This window comes from Candidatus Villigracilis vicinus, assembly GCF_016702885.1.
In the GTDB taxonomy this organism is placed as follows: domain Bacteria; phylum Chloroflexota; class Anaerolineae; order Anaerolineales; family Villigracilaceae; genus Villigracilis; species Villigracilis vicinus.
Window position 1 is genome coordinate 127,346 of record NZ_JADJDD010000007.1, and the last position, 17,118, is coordinate 144,463.

The 17,118-nt window shown below is 50.5% G+C and carries 16 protein-coding genes, 3 tRNA genes and 1 pseudogene; 10 read left to right on the plus strand and 10 right to left on the minus strand.

Features of this window, described 5'->3' with window-relative positions; all coding sequences use genetic code 11:
* Positions 1–126 precede the first annotated feature (126 nt).
* Positions 127–200: transfer RNA gene (locus IPG80_RS07665), tRNA-Arg, on the minus strand.
* Positions 201–291: 91 nt separating this feature from the next.
* On the opposite strand from IPG80_RS07665, the gene IPG80_RS07670 reads away from it, so the two are divergent.
* A tRNA-Gly gene (locus tag IPG80_RS07670) sits at positions 292–364 on the plus strand.
* Between the two features lie 78 nt (positions 365–442).
* A tRNA-Ile gene (locus IPG80_RS07675) sits at positions 443–515 on the plus strand.
* Between the two features lie 64 nt (positions 516–579).
* On the opposite strand, the gene IPG80_RS07680 is transcribed toward IPG80_RS07675, so the two are convergent.
* From IPG80_RS07680 to hutI, 4 genes are read right to left on the minus strand one after another with little or no spacing between them, the layout of a single operon-like run.
* Positions 580–1,350, minus strand: a complete 771-nt coding sequence (locus IPG80_RS07680; RefSeq protein WP_345104733.1) for an inositol monophosphatase family protein — start codon at positions 1,348–1,350, stop codon at positions 580–582.
* Positions 1,350–2,252: an arginase gene (rocF, locus tag IPG80_RS07685; RefSeq protein ID WP_345104736.1), complete on the minus strand. Its 903-nt coding sequence runs from the start codon at positions 2,250–2,252 to the stop codon at positions 1,350–1,352. Before rocF ends, IPG80_RS07680 begins: the two co-directional genes overlap by 1 nt.
* 28 nt (positions 2,253–2,280) lie before the next feature.
* A complete protein-coding gene (locus IPG80_RS07690) occupies positions 2,281–3,231 on the minus strand; it encodes a GGDEF domain-containing protein (RefSeq protein WP_345104739.1) in 951 nt (316 codons plus the stop codon).
* A 5-nt stretch (positions 3,232–3,236) separates the two neighbouring features.
* A complete protein-coding gene (hutI, locus tag IPG80_RS07695; protein WP_345104742.1) occupies positions 3,237–4,511 on the minus strand; it encodes an imidazolonepropionase in 1,275 nt (424 codons plus the stop codon).
* A 363-nt stretch (positions 4,512–4,874) separates the two neighbouring features.
* Between hutI and IPG80_RS07700 the strand changes: the two genes are divergently transcribed.
* The 3 genes and pseudogenes from IPG80_RS07700 (at position 4,875) to IPG80_RS07710 (ending at position 5,956) form a co-directional block, all read left to right on the plus strand.
* Positions 4,875–5,030, plus strand: coding sequence for a Flp family type IVb pilin (locus IPG80_RS07700; RefSeq protein ID WP_345104745.1), 156 nt, complete (start codon positions 4,875–4,877; stop codon positions 5,028–5,030).
* Between the two features lie 144 nt (positions 5,031–5,174).
* Positions 5,175–5,297 (plus strand): annotated as a pseudogene (locus IPG80_RS07705) (pilus assembly protein); the annotation flags it as partial.
* A gap of 503 nt (positions 5,298–5,800) precedes the next feature.
* Positions 5,801–5,956 carry a Flp family type IVb pilin gene (locus IPG80_RS07710; RefSeq protein ID WP_345104748.1) on the plus strand — a complete coding sequence of 52 codons (156 nt, stop codon included), beginning with the start codon at positions 5,801–5,803 and terminating at the stop codon, positions 5,954–5,956.
* A 64-nt stretch (positions 5,957–6,020) separates the two neighbouring features.
* On the opposite strand, the gene IPG80_RS07715 is transcribed toward IPG80_RS07710, so the two are convergent.
* Both IPG80_RS07715 and IPG80_RS07720 read right to left on the minus strand, forming a co-directional pair.
* The gene (locus IPG80_RS07715; protein ID WP_345104750.1) at positions 6,021–7,166 is read right to left on the minus strand and encodes an MFS transporter; all 1,146 of its coding nucleotides are present in this window, start codon (positions 7,164–7,166) and stop codon (positions 6,021–6,023) included.
* A 7-nt stretch (positions 7,167–7,173) separates the two neighbouring features.
* Positions 7,174–7,782, minus strand: coding sequence for a hypothetical protein (locus IPG80_RS07720; protein WP_345104755.1), 609 nt, complete (start codon positions 7,780–7,782; stop codon positions 7,174–7,176).
* Between the two features lie 567 nt (positions 7,783–8,349).
* Here IPG80_RS07720 and IPG80_RS07725 point away from each other — a divergent pair.
* Complete coding sequence (locus IPG80_RS07725) at positions 8,350–11,265, plus strand: cation-translocating P-type ATPase (protein ID WP_345104758.1); 2,916 nt, start codon at positions 8,350–8,352, stop codon at positions 11,263–11,265.
* Positions 11,266–11,329: 64 nt separating this feature from the next.
* Here the strand turns inward: IPG80_RS07725 and IPG80_RS07730 are convergent, their stop codons facing one another.
* Both IPG80_RS07730 and IPG80_RS07735 read right to left on the minus strand, forming a co-directional pair.
* A complete protein-coding gene (locus tag IPG80_RS07730) occupies positions 11,330–11,752 on the minus strand; it encodes a zf-TFIIB domain-containing protein (RefSeq protein ID WP_345104760.1) in 423 nt (140 codons plus the stop codon).
* Entirely contained in the window at positions 11,749–12,534 is a 786-nt protein-coding gene (locus IPG80_RS07735) for a TlyA family RNA methyltransferase (protein ID WP_345104763.1), read from the minus strand. The genes IPG80_RS07730 and IPG80_RS07735 overlap by 4 nt, the downstream gene beginning before the upstream one ends.
* Before the next feature lie 28 nt (positions 12,535–12,562).
* On the opposite strand from IPG80_RS07735, the gene IPG80_RS07740 reads away from it, so the two are divergent.
* Genes IPG80_RS07740 through IPG80_RS07755 form a run of 4 tightly spaced genes read left to right on the plus strand, consistent with a single transcriptional unit; the run spans position 12,563 to position 15,762 of the window.
* Positions 12,563–13,432 carry a decaprenyl-phosphate phosphoribosyltransferase gene (locus IPG80_RS07740; protein WP_345104766.1) on the plus strand — a complete coding sequence of 290 codons (870 nt, stop codon included), beginning with the start codon at positions 12,563–12,565 and terminating at the stop codon, positions 13,430–13,432.
* Positions 13,429–14,352 carry a mevalonate kinase gene (gene mvk, locus IPG80_RS07745; protein ID WP_345104769.1) on the plus strand — a complete coding sequence of 308 codons (924 nt, stop codon included), beginning with the start codon at positions 13,429–13,431 and terminating at the stop codon, positions 14,350–14,352. The genes IPG80_RS07740 and mvk overlap by 4 nt, the downstream gene beginning before the upstream one ends.
* Before the next feature lie 6 nt (positions 14,353–14,358).
* Positions 14,359–14,970, plus strand: coding sequence for a CPBP family glutamic-type intramembrane protease (locus tag IPG80_RS07750; RefSeq protein WP_345104773.1), 612 nt, complete (start codon positions 14,359–14,361; stop codon positions 14,968–14,970).
* A 24-nt stretch (positions 14,971–14,994) separates the two neighbouring features.
* Positions 14,995–15,762: a hypothetical protein gene (locus tag IPG80_RS07755; RefSeq protein ID WP_345104775.1), complete on the plus strand. Its 768-nt coding sequence runs from the start codon at positions 14,995–14,997 to the stop codon at positions 15,760–15,762.
* A gap of 39 nt (positions 15,763–15,801) precedes the next feature.
* On the opposite strand, the gene IPG80_RS07760 is transcribed toward IPG80_RS07755, so the two are convergent.
* Positions 15,802–17,085 (minus strand): MFS transporter, encoded by a 1,284-nt coding sequence (locus IPG80_RS07760; RefSeq protein WP_345104777.1) that lies wholly within the window; start codon positions 17,083–17,085, stop codon positions 15,802–15,804.
* Positions 17,086–17,118: the final 33 nt, after the last annotated feature.

Genomic DNA, 17,118 nt, shown 5'->3' on the forward strand with positions numbered 1-17,118 from the left:
GAAAACGAAAACCACCTCTCTGATGAAAGGTGGCTGCTTGTGCTCCCGGCAGGACTCGAAAAGTCCCTCGATGGGGCGTGCGACCTGAAAACGAAAACCACCTCTCTGATGAAAGGTGGCTGCTTGTGCTCCCGGCAGGACTCGAACCTGCGACCTATTGCTCCGCAAGCAAGCGCTCTAATCCACTGAGCTACGGAAGCGTTGTAAGCGGACGGTATTTTACTGTATTGTACCTAGTCGGTCAAGGTGCTTGACGGTCTGCCCGCCTGCATGTAAAATCAGCGTCGCTTTGCGGGAGTCGCCAAGTGGTAAGGCATCAGCCTTCCAAGCTGACATTTCGTGGGTTCGAATCCCATCTCCCGCTCTCATGTTTGGTGTCAAGTGTCAGGTTCTTCAGTGTCACGTGACACTTCTGCACTTGACACCTGATACTTTAAGTCACGGGCTCGTGGCGCAGCGGTTAGCGCAGGGAACTCATAATTCCTTGGTCGTAGGTTCGAATCCTACCGGGCCCACTTCAATGTATGCATGACGATTTTTGATTTACGAAAGCGGACGGCGATGAGCCGTCCGCTTTTATTATTTTAACTGTCCTTTTGTCGCTTCGTAAATTCCTGGTGTTGTCGCTAGAATGGATAAAGGCGAAGCAAGAAAATCTTCCCGCCCGTCAATGGAAGTGACAATTGCTCCCGCTTCGCGGGCGATCAAGCCTCCAGCGGCGACATCCCAAGGTTTGAGTTTGAACTCCCAGAAACCGTCAAAGCGACCTGCGCCGACGTAGCAGGCGTCTAATGCGGCGGAACCGAGGCGGCGCACGCCCTGGGTCTTTTTGGCGAGACGTTCAAAATATTTGAAGTTATCGAGTTCGGTGTTCCAGGTATCGTATGGGAAGCCGGTGACCAGCAGACTCTTTTCCAGTTCGGTTGTATTTGAAACGTGGATCGGCTTTCCATTCAAGGTTGCGCCTTTGCCTTTTTCAGCGAGGAACATTTCGTCACGCATGGGGTCGTAGACAGCACCAAGAGTCAATACGCCGTTCGATGCGAAGCCAATCGATACACAAAAAATGGGGATGTGATGTGCATAATTGACCGTGCCATCGAGGGGGTCAATATACCAGAGGTCTTCGTTGCTGCCTTGAATGCTTCCACTTTCTTCGGCGAGGATGTGCCCGCCAGGGAAATGCGATTTTATTTCGCCGAGCAGAAAGGCTTCAGAGGCGTGGTCGCTTTCAGTAACCAGATCAATTGTCCCTTTGTAATGAACCGTGTGTTCTTTGTTGTAGCCTTCACGGAGGATGGCTCCCGCTTCACGGGCGAGTCGTTCTACGTCAGATAGAGTTGGTTTCATTAGATTCCATTCCAGATGCGGCGACCAAGCGCCGAGAGAGCAAAGTCGGCGGCGAGCAGAGCGGTACGGTTTTGAATATCGAGGATGGGGTTGACTTCGACGATGTCCATGCCGATGAGCTTGCCGGTTTCGCCGATCATTTCACAAGCAAGGTGCGCTTCGCGTTGTGTCAGCCCGGCAGGTACGGGTGTTCCAACACCGGGTGCGTGTTCGGGGTCGAGCGAGTCGAGGTCGAGAGAGAGATAGATGCCATCCACATCACGGCTGACGCGTTCGATGGCTTTCTCAAGACAAGCCACCATGCCATAGCGGTCAATTTGTTCCATGCCCATCACCATCGCGCCTGCATCACGTAAATTTCTTTTCTCGCCTTCATCCAGATCGCGTGCGCCGATGATCGCAATATTTTTAGGGTCAATGACTGGCACGGGTTCGTCCCACAATTGCACGAGGCTTTTATCACCCAGTCCGCACAAGATGGCAAGCGACATGCCGTGGATATTGCCAGAAGGCGTGGTTTCAGCGGTGTTGAAATCGGCATGCGCATCGAGCCAGATGACTCCCAGTTTACGATCGCGCGCCGCGCCGCGTACCGAGCCAATCGATAAGGAGTGATCGCCTCCAATCACTAAGGGAAAGTTGCCAGCCTGGATCGAAGTGGACACTGCGCCGGAAACTCTGCGAGACATGGGTATGATGCAATCGATATATTTCAGTTTTGGGTTGGTGATCTTGCACATTTCTGCAATGGGCACTTCCACATTGCCTTCGTCGTTGACGGTGTAGCCGAGGTCTTCGAGCTTCTTTTGTAAATGGGCGTAGCGAATGGCGCTGGGTCCCATATCCACGCCGCGGCGGTCTGCGCCAAGGTCGATGGGTACGCCGATGATATCGATCTTCATATAATTTCTCCTAAAGTTGGATGGGGATTTACGACTTGATTAAGGATGAATACTTGGTGACGCGATTCCGCCCCTCCGCTTTGGACGCGTAAAGTGCCTGGTCTGCCAACCCGAGCAACGTCTCCCCTGAGTCCGCGTGAACGGGGAAGGATGCAACTCCTGCGGAAAATGTGGCGCGGATCTCTGTCCCCTCGTACATATTCACCATACTTTCAAATTTGTTTCTAAAAAGTTCGGCTCGTTCGTAGGCGTCTTCCAAGGGAGCATCGGGCATGAGCAGCACGAATTCTTCACCACCAAACCGACAGACAATGTCACTTCGTCTGGTGTTTTCCTGAAGGAACTTTGCCAGCGTTTGCAGGACCAGATCACCGCATTTGTGTCCATACGTGTCGTTGACTTTTTTGAAATGGTCCACATCCAATACGACAAGAGAAAAGGGAGAATTCTCGCGTTTTGCACGGGCAGTTTCATTATCAAGCGCTTCAGCAAAATAACGGCGGTTGAACACCCCGGTCAGTGGATCGCGGATGGCTTGTTCCTGCAATTGAATGCGTAGATGTTCGTTCTCTTTCAACTGAGTCTGTAAAGATTCATTGGCAGACTTTAATTCCTTCTCGAGATTCTTTCGTTCGGTCACATCATAGGCGAGGATGACTCTACCTTCCAATTCCTTTTTGCCATTGAAGATGGGCGTCATGATCGTCTCGAGGGTGCGGGGCGGGTCGCCTGGAATCTCAACTTCTTCACGCGTGTATTCCAAAAAGAAAAAGCGTTGAAGCAGTTGGGGCCATTCCTTGAATACATCCAGCGGGTCGCCGCCGAGGATCTGATCCAACGGTTTGCCAAGCCATTTTTGTGCGACGGCATTGGCGTCCACGATGCGTTCTTTTTCATCCAACACGAAGACCATTTCAGGTAATTGTTCCATGACCTTGCTGCGTGCGATGCGGATAATTCCAGTAGTTATAATGCTCATATCAGTTATGCCGTCCTGTAATAACCCACATCCACGGAATAGATTTGTCCACGTTTGATGACTTGTTTGACTAGGTTGGTCCCATAGCGATACCCGACCTGGCGATAATCGTTCACGGAAAGAATTAACATATCTGCCTGCTTGCCCACTTCGATCGAACCAATAGAGTCTGCTTGGCGAATGGCATGGGCGGCGTTAATTGTGGCAGCGGCAATGGCTTGTGCAGGTGTTAACTTCATATAGCGACATGCCAACGCAATGGCAAACTGCATCGACTCGTTCCAGGATGTGCCGGGGTTGCAGTCTGTGGCAATTGCAAGCAGGGCGTCGGCGGCGATTAATTTTTTTGCAGGCGTGTAATGCGGTTCCGCAAGTCCAAATGGAGTACAAGGAAGTGCGACCGCCACCGTGTCGGACTTGCCCAACGCTTCGATATCCGCATCAGACGTAACCACGAGGTGGTCTGCCGACGCAGCTTTTAACTCCGCTGCAAGTGACGCTCCGCCTAGGTTATCGAATTCGTCGGCGTGGATCTTGAGTGGGAATCCTAGTGATTGTGCCTGTGTGAGAATCTGGCGCGATTGATCAAGGGTAAAGGCTTTCGTTTCACAGAAGACATCGACGAAAGGCAGGCTGTGCCGCGGGGCATGGGTCTCCCACCAGCTTTTGAGCATGGGCAGCATGGTGTTGGTAACTTCATCCGTATAGCCTTGGGGGTTGTCTTTGAATTCTGGAGCAATGGCATGGGCGCCCAGAAAGGTAAATGCGAGATCCATTGGACTTTCGTCATTCAAGGCGATCAGGGCTTTTAGCAGGCGCAGCTCAGTCGCGGTTTGAAGTCCATAACCGGTCTTGGCTTCGGCAGTGGTGGTGCCATTGCGGAACATCCTCAACATACGCGGACGAGTTTCTGCCATCAACGTTTCAATACTGGCAGTACGTGTAGCTCTCACTGTGGAAAGAATCCCCCCGCCTGCTGCGAGAATATCCAGGTAGGGTGTGCCTGCCATTTTCTTTTCGAATTCATCTGCGCGATCGCCTGCCCAAATAAGGTGTGTGTGCGGGTCAACGAAGCCGGGCATAAGTACACAGCGCCCCGCATCAAGGGTTGGTTCGTCGGGATACGCATTGCGCAGTTCCTCGGTCGTGCCGACGGCGATGATCGTTTCGTCACGGATGACGACTGCGCCGTTGGGGATCACGCCAAGTGAGCCAAGCGCTTTTCCGCGCTGGGGTCCGCCTGCAAGTGTAATTAGTTGAGAGGCTGAATGAATGAGCATGAGCACCGGTCCAAAGTTGAGATGAATAATTTAACCACAGAAATACCCCTGTGGGCGAACAGCTTGGATGGTGAAGTGTCAATATACAAGACATTACATATTTTGGAGTTCCATATTATGGAAAAGGGTAATTTTGATGGTAGATATTTCCGGATATGGTAAAAATCAGGGATTAAATATGAGATGAGGTAAAATAATCTTGCCTGTTTTTCTTTTGAAGGATATACAGATATCCTCACCTTGCATAATTCTTAAGAATCTATTAATAGAAACAGTTGTAATTTTTTGATTTTTTTGCAAAATAGAAGATGCATTAATCCTGTTGGGGGTCAGGAAATCCATTAAGAAAGGAGGTAGAAAACCATGTTATTTTCACCCAATGAAAAAGGACAGGGCCTTGTTGAGTACGCGTTGATTCTTGTTTTGGTTGCCATTGTTGTTATTGCGGCACTGACGCTTCTTGGTCCATTTGTAGCCGGTATATTCAGTGATATCAATGCCAGTTTCCAAGGCTTTTAGTATGCCCCTTCAACTCTGTAAGGCTAACATAATTGTTAGGGATAACATCATCATACTACTTGCTTAATAATTCAGGACTATGTAAAATAAATTCAATCCTAGGAAATGCTTCCAAGGAAATCTGAAAGAAAGGAGAAATTTGCCATGTTATTCACCCCCAAGGAAAAAGGTCAGGGTCTCGTTGAGTATGCGTTGATTCTCGTTTTGGTTGCTATTGTTGTTATTGCAGCACTGACGCTTCTCGGACCGACCATCAGCGGTATCTTCGACCCAGATCAATACCACACTCGGCACCGTGTAATTGAATTGCCAAGTAATAAAAAGCCCCGTCTTACAAGACGGGGCTTTTTTGTATCCACTAGATGTTATTTTTGTTGCATTTTTCGCAAAGCCAGCACGCCCGCCACATTGAAGAGGATGGCGGTCAGTGCTACCAGGAAGAAGCCAAATCGCTGGTATATGAATGCGGCTAACAATACTCTGAGGGCGCACTAAAACGCATAACCTGAGCCATGTGTTGATTCTTGTTTTGGTTGCCATTGTTGTTATTGCGGCACTGACGCTTCTTGGTCCATTTGTAGCCGGTATATTCAGTGATATCAATGCCAGTTTCCAAGGCTTTTAGTATGCCTCTTCAACTCTGTAAGGCTAACATAATTGTTAGGGGATAACATCATCATACTACTTGTTTAATAATTCAGGACTATGTAAAATAAATTCAATCCTAGGAAATGCTTCCAAGGAAATCTGAAAGAAAGGAGAAATTTGCCATGTTATTCACCCCCAAGGAAAAAGGTCAGGGTCTCGTTGAGTATGCGTTGATTCTCGTTTTGGTTGCTATTGTCGTTATTGCAGCACTGACGCTTCTCGGACCGACCATCAGTGGTATCTTCACCACAATCAACGGCTCGCTCGGCACCGTGTAATTGAATTGCCAAGTAATAAAAAGCCCCGTCTTACAAGACGGGGCTTTTTTGTATCCACTAGATGTTATTTTTGTTGCATTTTTCGCAAAGCCAGCACGCCCGCTACATTGAAGAGGATGGCGGTCAGTGCTACTAAACCAAATCCGAATTGCTGATATATGAATGCAGCTAATAATGCTCCGAGGGCACGCCCAAGCGCATGACCTGAAACGTTCAGGGATAAGAGCGTAGCCCTTGCTGATGGAACAAGTTCTGTGACCATGGGGATATGGCTGACCATCACATATTCAAAGGTGATGTAAAAGAGAAAAAGCCCGACCAGCGCGCCGATCTGTGTTTGCCCGATGAAAGGGAGTAAGGCAGCTGCAAATGAGTTGGCGATCAGTCCGATGGCGAGCGCACGCGGTTTTCCAAGCTTGTCTGTAGTGAGCGCCACTAAACCTTCGCCGCTTAATTCCGAAAAGCCAATAACCGCCGATGCACCTGCCAGGGCTGCGATCTTTAGCCCGAACGAATCTTCAAGCCAAACACCGAAAATCACATTGACTAGTTCGTTTGCTGCACTCGCCCACAAGGCAATGGATATGCCTGCCAAAGCGGGCATCGACTTGAACACAGCAAGGTACCCATCACGCGAATTACTTACTGGCTCATGATGCGGGTCTTCGTTTGGGATAATTCGCCAAATGATGAAGAATGCAATCAGCCCAAGAAGTGTGAACAGCGGGAATGGTGCTGACCAGCCGAAACGGTCGATCAGGAAACCGGCAATGGGCACGCCGAAAATGAAGCTCAATGACCATGCTCCCTCAGTTACTGCCAGAGCAGTACCGCGTTGGTGATATGGGATTCGGTCACCAAAGTAGGCTTGCATGGCTGGGTCGAACATAAACTTGCCGATCATGGCAAGCCCAAGAGCGATGGCAAGCGACCAGAAAGACGGATGGACCGCTACAACACCAATGCCGAAAGTAAAAATGCCCAGTCCTGCCAGCATGCCAAATTTTCTGCCCCGCCGATCTGCTATGGGACCCAACAATGGGCTGGTTGCACCAAGCAATGACCTGCCCGTCATGAGCAGGGACATGGTGGATATATCCACGCCGAGACCGCGGGCGAAGATGGGGAGAAATGGATACACCATCCTGTGTGCTGAATTCAGGATGGTACGCAAAAACATAAAAACGATGAGTTGGAAGCGGATTCTCACGAGTGGCTCAATGATTAGGCTTGAGGTTCATGAGTGCGCGTGTGAGAAAATAGGCGGCAAGCCATGTCAGCAAATTTAAACCGACAAAAAAAGCAATGATCGTGTAGTTACCCGATTTAAAGATAGGCGATGGGGGCGGATGCATTATGTTTTCAGCGGAGGCAAAGATGACGCGCAAGGTGATGATGTAGAGAATGTTTGCCAGTGAGGTAAGCCAGGCGGTGTTGAATACCCACAAACCCAATTGAAGCAGGATGCCGGTAATGGCAAACATCAATGCCAGGCGAAAACGCGGCTCGGCAAGAAATAGTCCGTTCCAGTTGCTTTGCATGGCAAACATGGAGAGCGGCAGGTAACTGACCCAAAAGATGATCCCTGTGCGCCCGAGTGCGGCGCTCCATGTGTGGAAAAGGTCATGTTTCAGGAGCAGCCCTAAAAGTCCGGCAAGAGCCGCTGTGATGAAGGCGATCTCTGCAGTGAGTACCCAGGCGCCATGCAGGTAAACGATGCGGACGTTCGATCCCAGCGAACGTTCTTCGGGTCCTAGAAGAGATAGCAGGGCGATCAAACCAACTGTGCTGAAAAAGTAAACGATCAGTGATTTTGTATTTTTCATGACTTGGATTTTAACATTACAACATGGGTTTGATCACGGTAATTCCAAAGATTGGAGGAAAATCATTCGGGTTTGAGATAGAATCCATTCTTGCGAGTTACTCTAGGTGGAGCAATGCTCTTCTTCACAAGTTTTCTTGTTAACCCGGGGCCCCCCCCAAGGGATTTTCTCCATTTCGTCAAAACCCCCCCCCCCCCCCCTCCCCCCAAGGGAGGAGGAAACCCCCCCAACAAAAAAGGGAAAAAAGGGGGGGGGGGGGGGGGGTGTTGTGGGGGGGGGGGGGGGGGGTTTTTTTTTTTTTGGGGGGGGCTTGGAGTGTTCTTGTTGTAAATGCTCCCGCCCTTCTTTGCACAAACAAAACCGTTATGTCTTTTCCTTGACAGCGACTTTTGAAATCGAGTACACTCATTTCTGGTTGGGGAGTAGCCGCCTGTTCCCCACAGGATGGATTATCGTCAAACCATTGGTGTCTGTCACCATCGGTGATTCATGCGCAACATTGCGTTGGCAAGACCACCACGATGATTCGTGGTGGTCTTTTTTTCACTATATATCTGGAGATAATTAATGACAATGGCGAAACAGGAAAATGTATCTCAGGAAACTGCGTGGCATGCATTGGAAATGGAACAGGTGCTTAACGACCTGAAAGTCCATGATGAAGGGCTGACCACAGTTGAAGCCGAAAAACGGCTCGAACATTACGGACCGAATGAGCTGCAAGAAGCGTCACGCCCCGGCTTCCTGGTCATGTTGTGGGATCAATTGAATAACTTTGTGGTCATTCTTTTGATCGTTGCTTCGGTGATTTCCGCCTTGTTGGGTGATTACGTGGAAGCCATCGCCATTATGTCGATCGTAGTCCTGAATGCTGTTTTAGGCATTGTGCAGGAACAACGTGCAGAGCAGGCGCTTGCTGCTTTGAAGAAACTCGCTGCTCCGGAAGCGCAGGTAGTGCGCGATGGTTCACGTAAATCTGTACCTGCTTACAACCTGGTGCCAGGGGATATTGTCTTTCTTGAAGCAGGCAACTTCATCCCTGCCGACTTGCGTCTACTTGAAGCCGTGAACTTGCGCGTGGAGGAAGCCTCGCTTACGGGAGAGTCGCTCCCGGTTCAAAAGAATGCCGCCACTGTGTTGGATAAGAATGTCCCGTTGGGTGACCGCAAAAATACCGCTTTTATGGGAACGGTCGTTTCTTATGGGCGTGGGCGCGGTGTGGTGACCAGCACAGGTATGAATACCCAGCTCGGATTGATCGCCACGATGCTGCAAAGCGTTGAAACCGAAGAGACTCCTTTGCAGCGCAGGCTCGACCAGTTGGGCAAGTCGCTTAGCATTGGTTCATTGATTCTCGTTTTTGTTGTCTTTATTGTTGCTCTGTTCAATTACACCGAAGTCAGCGGGTTTTTCTCAGATCCGGCAGCTTACTTTAAGACCTTTGCAGAACAAATTACCGAAGTCTTCATCATTGCCATCAGCCTTGCCATTGCTGCCGTGCCGGAGGGGTTGCCCGCCGTGGTGACCATCTCACTGGCGCTCGGTATGCGTGAAATGATCCAACGCCATGCGCTTATTCGAAAGCTTTCTTCGGTTGAGACGCTTGGTTCCGCCACCATCATTTGTTCGGATAAGACTGGAACTCTCACACAAAATGAAATGACCGTTACCCGCATCTGGGCGGACGGGCAGTTTGTCAGCGTTTCAGGGACTGGATACACACCGAAAGGTGATTTTCAGGTGAATGGCAAGCCTGTGGAAGTGAAACAGTATCCTGCCATTCTTTCCACGCTTTGGCTGGGTGTTTTGAATAATGATGCCGAAATCGAAAGCACAGGCGAAACTGATTCTCAGCAGACTTATCGCATCGTCGGCGACCCGACGGAAGGCGCATTACTAATTGCGGCGGCAAAAGCTGGCGCCATCCATGTGGATATTGATGAAGCCTACCCGCGTGAAAACGAAGTCCCCTTCGATTCGGAACGCAAGCGCATGATCACCATTCATGATGTCACCAATCCAAATCCGGAAGATCCTTCGCCATTCTACGATAAGAAGCATAAAGACTGGGATGTCATCGCCATGAAAGGCGCGCCTGACATTGTATTGACGCTATGCTCGAAATATCAGGGCATGGACGATAAACCGCGCGAAATGACCGAAGAGATGCGCAAGAGCATCCTTGCCGCCAATGATGTCATGACCAAAGAAGCGCTGCGTGTGCTTGGTTTTGCTTATCGTGCGGATAAGAACATCCCCGATAATATCGAAGAGGTAAAGACCGAAGACCTTGAGAAAGACCTCGTCTTTGTTGGTCTGATGGGCATGATCGATCCGCCGCGTACCGAAGTGAAACCGGCGCTTGAACGTGCGCGCCATGCGGGCATCCGCACGGTGATGATCACAGGCGATTATCCGAACACTGCCAAAGCGATCGCTGAATCCATCGGGTTGCTGCGACCCGGCAAAGGCGTGATGACCGGAGCCGAATTGGATACCATCGACGATAACAAACTCAAGGTGGTCATCGAAGATACCGACGTCTTCGCCCGCGTCTCGCCGGAACATAAGATGCGCATCGTGGATGCTCTGCAGGCGAACGATGAAGTCGTTGCCATGACCGGTGACGGTGTAAATGATGCCCCTGCCATCAAGCGCGCCGACATCGGCGTGGCGATGGGCATTACCGGCACCGATGTTGCCAAAGGTACGGCCGATATGGTGTTGACCGATGACAATTATGCCAGCATTGTTTCGGCAGTTGAACAGGGACGCATTATCTACTCGAACATCCGCAAGTTCGTTTTCTTCCTGCTTTCCTCAAATGTTGCCGAGATCATGATCATCTTCCTTGCGACTCTTGCCGGTCTGCCTGCACCGTTGACAGCCATTCAATTGTTATGGCTCAACCTCATCACGGACGGCGCTCCTGCTCTGGCTCTTGCCATGGAAAAGGGCGACCCCGATATTATGGATCAGAAGCCGCGCGCCAAAGCGGAGCCGATCATCAACCGTTCAATGGGCGTGGGGATTTTCGTACAGACATTCGCTCAAACTGGTGCTGTGCTGACGGCCTTCGTGATGGGCTTGGTATGGCATCTCGAAGCAGGGGCGAGCATCCCGGATGGCGCAAATTTACTTTCATTCGTCCTCAACCACGACTGGCGCGGTGTGGATGTGCAAACTGCTGAGACGATGGCGTTTGTCACCCTCTCTATGGCAGAACTCTTCCGCGCGTACACTGTCCGTTCGGAGCGCGCTTCCATTTTCAAGATCGGTTTGTTCTCCAATAAATACATGCAATATGCGGTCGGGATCTCGATAACCTTGCTGCTTTTAGTCTGCGCCCTGCCTTTCTTGCAGCCTATCTTTAACACCCACTTCCTAAGCGGACGGGAATGGGGGCTGGTGGTGGGGCTGGCACTTATGCCTGCGATCGCAGAAGAGATCACCAAGTTCTTCATACGAAGAAACAATCACTAAAAAGATAAATCAACCGCCCCTTTCCAAACAGGAAGGGGCGGTTGATTTATTCGTAAACTTAGTCTTATTTCTTTTTTTTCAGGAAAGAATGCATATTTATCAGGGACTGCTTCCATTCCGCTTCGGCATTGACCTTCCTGCGCATTTCCCCTGCCCGCTTTTGCATGATCTCCATTACGCGTTCGTCTTCACCTGCATCCAGCCAGAACCCATGATCGTTGCGGGTGCAGGTATCGAGCCGCAGGTCGTATAAACGGTATTGAAATTCGTCCAGTTTCATTCCGCAGTGCGGGCATGGAAACTCTGTTTGGGTTTGGAAATGAATGAGCGAGCCTTTGTGTTCGTCTTCATCGAAGATCACGTCTTCGAGTTTATCCAGTTCATTGAAATCCAGCCACATGCCGCGGCAGTTTGGGCAGGCATCCACTTCGAACATGCCCTTATAATATTTTTTGGTTAATTCAGAGTTGCATTTGGGACAATTCATTCCTGCTCCAACGGTGGGATAACCCCATTCACCAGTTCTTCCACTTCTCCATCGTTCGGATGCATTTCCAGCCAGACCAGAAACTCTGTATTTCCCTTCGGACCCAGCAGAGTGGATCTCACCAAACCACGTACACCGAAGCCTTCTGCCTTTGCAAAGGTTAATACATCCACCAATACCTGCCTGTGAACTTCCGGGTCGCGGATGACACCATCGCCACGGGAGACCAGTTTTTTGCCAGCCTCGAACTGCGGTTTTATCAGAGCAACGATCCCATGTGCTGCGTTCCATTTTTTTATGACCGGCAGTAACGTTTTCAGTGAAATGAACGAAGCATCCACGGTCACGAAGTCTATTTGTTCGGGCAGTGATTCCACGAAGCGTGCATTGGTCTCTTCCATCACCACTACGCGTGGGTCGTTGCGCAGCTTCCAGTGCAAAATGCCTTTCCCCACATCAATGGCATAGATTTTCACTGCACCATGCTGAAGCAGGCAGTCGCTAAAGCCGCCAGTGGATGCGCCGACATCGGCACAGGTGAAGCCGGTCACGTCAATGGCGAAGCGGGTCAGCGCGCCTTCGATCTTTTCACCACCGCGCGACACGTAGCGCGGACCAGTATCCACCGTCAGCACGGCATCAGGTTGAACCGTCACGGCAGGCTTGAGTGCGACCTGATCCGCGATGCGTACTTGCCCCGCCATGATGAGCGCCTGGGCTTTGGCACGTGAGTCAGCCAATCCTTTTTCCACTAGTAAAACATCCAAACGAACTTTGGGCATGAAAATATTGTATCAGGTAAAATAAGGCATGTTAATTGCCCTGTTTAAAACCATGCGTCCACGCCAATGGACGAAGAATGTTTTCATCTTTGCGGCGCTGGTCTTCGACAAGCAACTGCTGGTCGTTGATTCCTTTTTACGAACCCTGGCGGGTTTTGCGCTTTTCTGCCTTATTTCTTCGAGTGTGTATATCTTCAACGACCTTTCTGATGTGGAAGCCGACCGCCAGCACCCTGAGAAGAAGAATCGCCCGATCGCTTCTGGAAAATTACCCGTGGGTGTTGCCTGGGCTGCCGGGATAATGATCGTGATCGCTACGGTCGCCTTGGCGTACTGGCTTGCGCCTGCCTTCTGTGCCGTGATCGTTGCGTATTTTGTTCTCAACCTTGCCTATACAAAGTGGCTCAAGCATATTCCGATTTTGGATGTACTGATCATCTCGGCTGGGTTCGTCCTGCGTGTGGGGGCGGGGGTTACGCTCATTCATGTTGAGCGGTTTTCACCCTGGCTTTATATCGTCATGTCTTTGCTTTCGCTCTTTCTTGGTTTTGGAAAACGCCGCGCCGAACTTGCCTTGCTCGCTCATGGTGCAGGCTCGCACCGCAAAGTGCTGGATGGTTACACCCTGCCGCTGCTTGACCAATACATCATGATCGTTTCGGGCACGACCATTGTGGCGTATTCGCTTTATACCTTCTCTGCGCCCAATGTGCCTGAAAATCATTCCATGATGCTCACCATTCCGTTCGTGGTGTACACCATTTTTCGCTACCTTTACCTGATTGAGGTTAAACATGCAGGCGGCGCGCCGGAGGAAGTATTACTCTCCGACCGTCCGTTCCAGCTTGCCATGTTCTTTTGGGCAGTCACCGTTCTCGCCATCTTTTACTTTTCATGAAAGCCACTGCACCCGGCAAGATCATCCTGTTTGGCGAACATGCTGTGGTGTATAACCGCCCGGCACTTGCCGTACCTGTGGAGCAAGTTCATGTGGACGTGGATGTTCTGGATGCGAATGAGCCTGGTGTATGGATCCATGCGCCGGTCATTAACTTGCAGGCTGAACTTTCCACGCTTCCATCTGACCATCCAATTGGTTCGGTGATCCTGAAAGTTTTTCAGCATCTCGGCATTTTAACATTCCCCAATATTTCCATCATCATCAACTCGACCATTCCTGTTGCCGCGGGGCTTGGTTCCGGTGCGGCTGTTTCGGTTGCCTTGGTTCGGGCTCTTTCTTCTTTTATGTCGCTTTCGTTGACCAATGAGCAAGTTAATCAACTTGTTTTCGAGATCGAGAAACTTCACCACGGCACGCCTTCCGGTATCGACAATACGGTCATTACCTACAATATGCCGGTCTATTACATGAAAGACAAGCCCATCGAAACCTTTAGATCTGGCAAGCCGTTTACCATTGTTGTCGGTGATACCGGCATTCCGGCGCCGACAAAGGAATCAGTGGGTGATGTGCGCCGTCTGTGGCTGAGGGACTCGAACCGTTTCGAGGTTATCTTCAACGAGATTGCGCAGATATCCCTGATCGCGCGCCGTTCCATTGAAAGCGGCAGACCCGAAATGCTGGGTGAGTTGATGGATCATAACCATGAATTCCTCCAACAAATGACAGTCTCTTCGCCGGAGTTGGATGTTCTCGTTTATGCAGCACGCAAGGCGGGGGCGCTCGGCGCCAAACTCAGCGGCGGCGGACGCGGCGGTAATATGATCGCATTGGTGGACCCAGCCTTGGCGGAGTCGGTTGCGGAGGGTCTTATGTCCGCTGGCGCAAAACGTACCATCATTACCGAGATCAAGTAGTATCAAATGCGTTCGAAATGGATTGTGTTGGTCCTGCCCTATTTCGCTGTTTGGGCGGGACTTTTCGTTCTTAAGAGCGCCTGGCTTGCGCTGATAGGTTTTCATTTGGCGATCTTGCTGACCTTGCTCTGGCTTCGCCAAGCGCTGCCTTTGGGTGTCTTTTTCAAGCCAGTCTCGTGGATGCGCGTCCTGCCGGGCGTGTTTCTCTGTGCCGCAAGCGGATTGGGCTTGTATCTGTTGTGGGATTTGTTTGGGGTAGTCCCTGACCTGCCTGCACGACTTCAGGCTCTCGGGTTGACTGATTCCACCTGGGCAGGGTTCATTACTTATTTTTCGATCATCAATCCATTCTTTGAGGAATATTTCTGGCGGTGCCTATTGGGCTCTGAAACCAGTGGATTTTATTGGGGAGATGCCGCCTACGCGGCGTATCACATCATGATCGTATGGGATAAGGCACACCCTCTTTCGGTTGCGTTCATCTTTTTTGTTTTGGTCTTTATCGGTTGGTTCTGGCGACAGTTATATCGCAGGGATGCCAGTTTGCTCGCGCCGCTGCTGGGACACATGATCGCGGATCTTTCGATCTTGCTGGCGGTCTTCCGCATGGCAGGTTGATCGTATGAATGGAAACTTGTTGATATGAACATACTCGCTCTAAAATTGATCCTTGCCCCGCTTATTATTGGCTCTGCCAGCCTTGCCGGACGTCGTTGGGGACCAGCCGTCAGCGGCTGGATCGTTGGTATGCCGCTGACTTCAGGTCCGGTCGTGTTTTTTCTGGCATTGAGCCATGGTGCGGTGTTTGCAGAAAATTCCATTCTGGGTGTGTTGAGCGGGGGAACATCCCTTGTGTTGTATGCGCTTACGTACTCCTGGCTTGCCACCCGCTTTCGCTGGCAGGTTGCCATTGCGGGGAGTATCCTTGTCTTTTCGCTGAACACTCTTTATTTGCAGACGATCATCATTCCTCTTTATATTGTGGTTCCCCTTGTCCTGCTGTTCAACTTTGCAGGGCTGAAGTTTATGCCGCAGGGTGCATTGGAGATGGGTGAAAGCAGGAAAAGTCAGTGGGATATTCCCGTGCGCATTTTGATCGGTACCAGTTTTATTTTGCTTCTAACCGGTATCGCGCCCTATATCGGTTCGCGCCTGACCGGGCTGCTGACGACCATCCCACTTTATGTCACCATTCTGACTGTCTTTGCGCATCGTGACCATGGTTCTGCTGCGGCGGCACATGTTCTGCGCGGGTTGCTCTATGGGTTGTTTGCCTTTTTGGGCTTCTTTCTGGTGTTGAGCTTGTTGATCGAAAAAACGAGCCTTGGGGTTTCGTTTGGGCTGGCAGCTTTGACGGCACTGGCAGTGCAGGGTTCCTCCCTTTTTATGTTGAGAAAAGTTCACGGCTAAAAACAACGGGCTTGGTCAAAACCAAGCCCGTTGTTTTTATTACATGGATTTCGCACGTTCTGCCATTTGATTGCGCAGGTCATGCGAGTCTTTGTCGATGGTGAAGATCGCACCAAGATAGAAGATAAAACACAAGCCCCATGCCACTGTGCAGATGAGCAGAATGGCGGTCTTGAGATCGTACATATCCGCTATGACGCCGGTGATGATAGGGGCAAAAGCGGCGCCCGCATTTTCTATGAAATACTCCACGGCTTGCGCAGTGGAACGGACTTCCGGTACGGTCACATCGTAGACGGTGGCGGTCACGTTCGTGGCAGAAAGCGGCATGAAGATGGCTGTAAGACACATGAAGACGAAGAACTGGTTCTTTGCTTCAATGGGGGTGGTGATGGCAAGGTACATGAAAAGCGCACCCATCAGAACGCCGATACAAGAGACAATAATGCGTCCCTTATTGGTACGCTTGAAGGCAAAGTCACCCAGTGCGCCGCCGATGAAGTATCCGCTGGCGAGGATCAGGATGACAGGCGCCATGGTAAAGAGAATGCCGTTTGCATCGTAGCCGCGTTCCTTCTCAAGATAGGCAAAGAAAAAGAAGGTAATGACATTCCACGGGAACACCCCTGCGAATCCCTGTAAAAAGACGAACCACATGGTTTTCTTTTTGAATATTTCTTTGGCTTCTGCCCATGAGAACTTGAAGGTCTGCATCTCTGTCATGTTCTCGAACTCGGGCTCGGCTTTGCCGCGCGGCATTTCTTTCACACCAAAAAAAATGAGAAGGGCAATGATCACCCCAAGTGAGCCGGTGATGTAGAACACAGAGCGCCACCCGCCAATGGCGGGTGCGACCATGAGCGCAAGGATCATTCCCAATAAATAACCGAGAGGCTGCGCCAATTGTAGTATGCCGAAGATCTTTCCACGCTGTGTTGGTCCGAAATAATCGGCGATGAGAGTATATAGACCGGGGTAGGAAGAATCATCAATGCCGGTGGAGGCGCGTGTGGCGAGAAAACCGCCAAAGCTGCGTACAATGGCATTCAACCAGGTGGTGGCGCCCCATATGAACGATGCCAGCGAAAGTAATTTGGTGCGCGAATAACGGTCGTATAAATAACCCCAGATCGGATACAAGATCGTGGCGACGATCAACGCGCCCGAATTTATCAGCCCCCATTGTTTATTATTGATATTGAAATCATTGCTGATCTGAACCTGCAGAGAGCCGATCATCAGTTTGTCGGTCTGATGCAGCAGCATGAAAAAAAAGAACACAGCAACGACGAACCAACGATACCTTGATTGTTCACTGGACATGACTACCTCGCGTGATTAGGATGCCCAAGTATC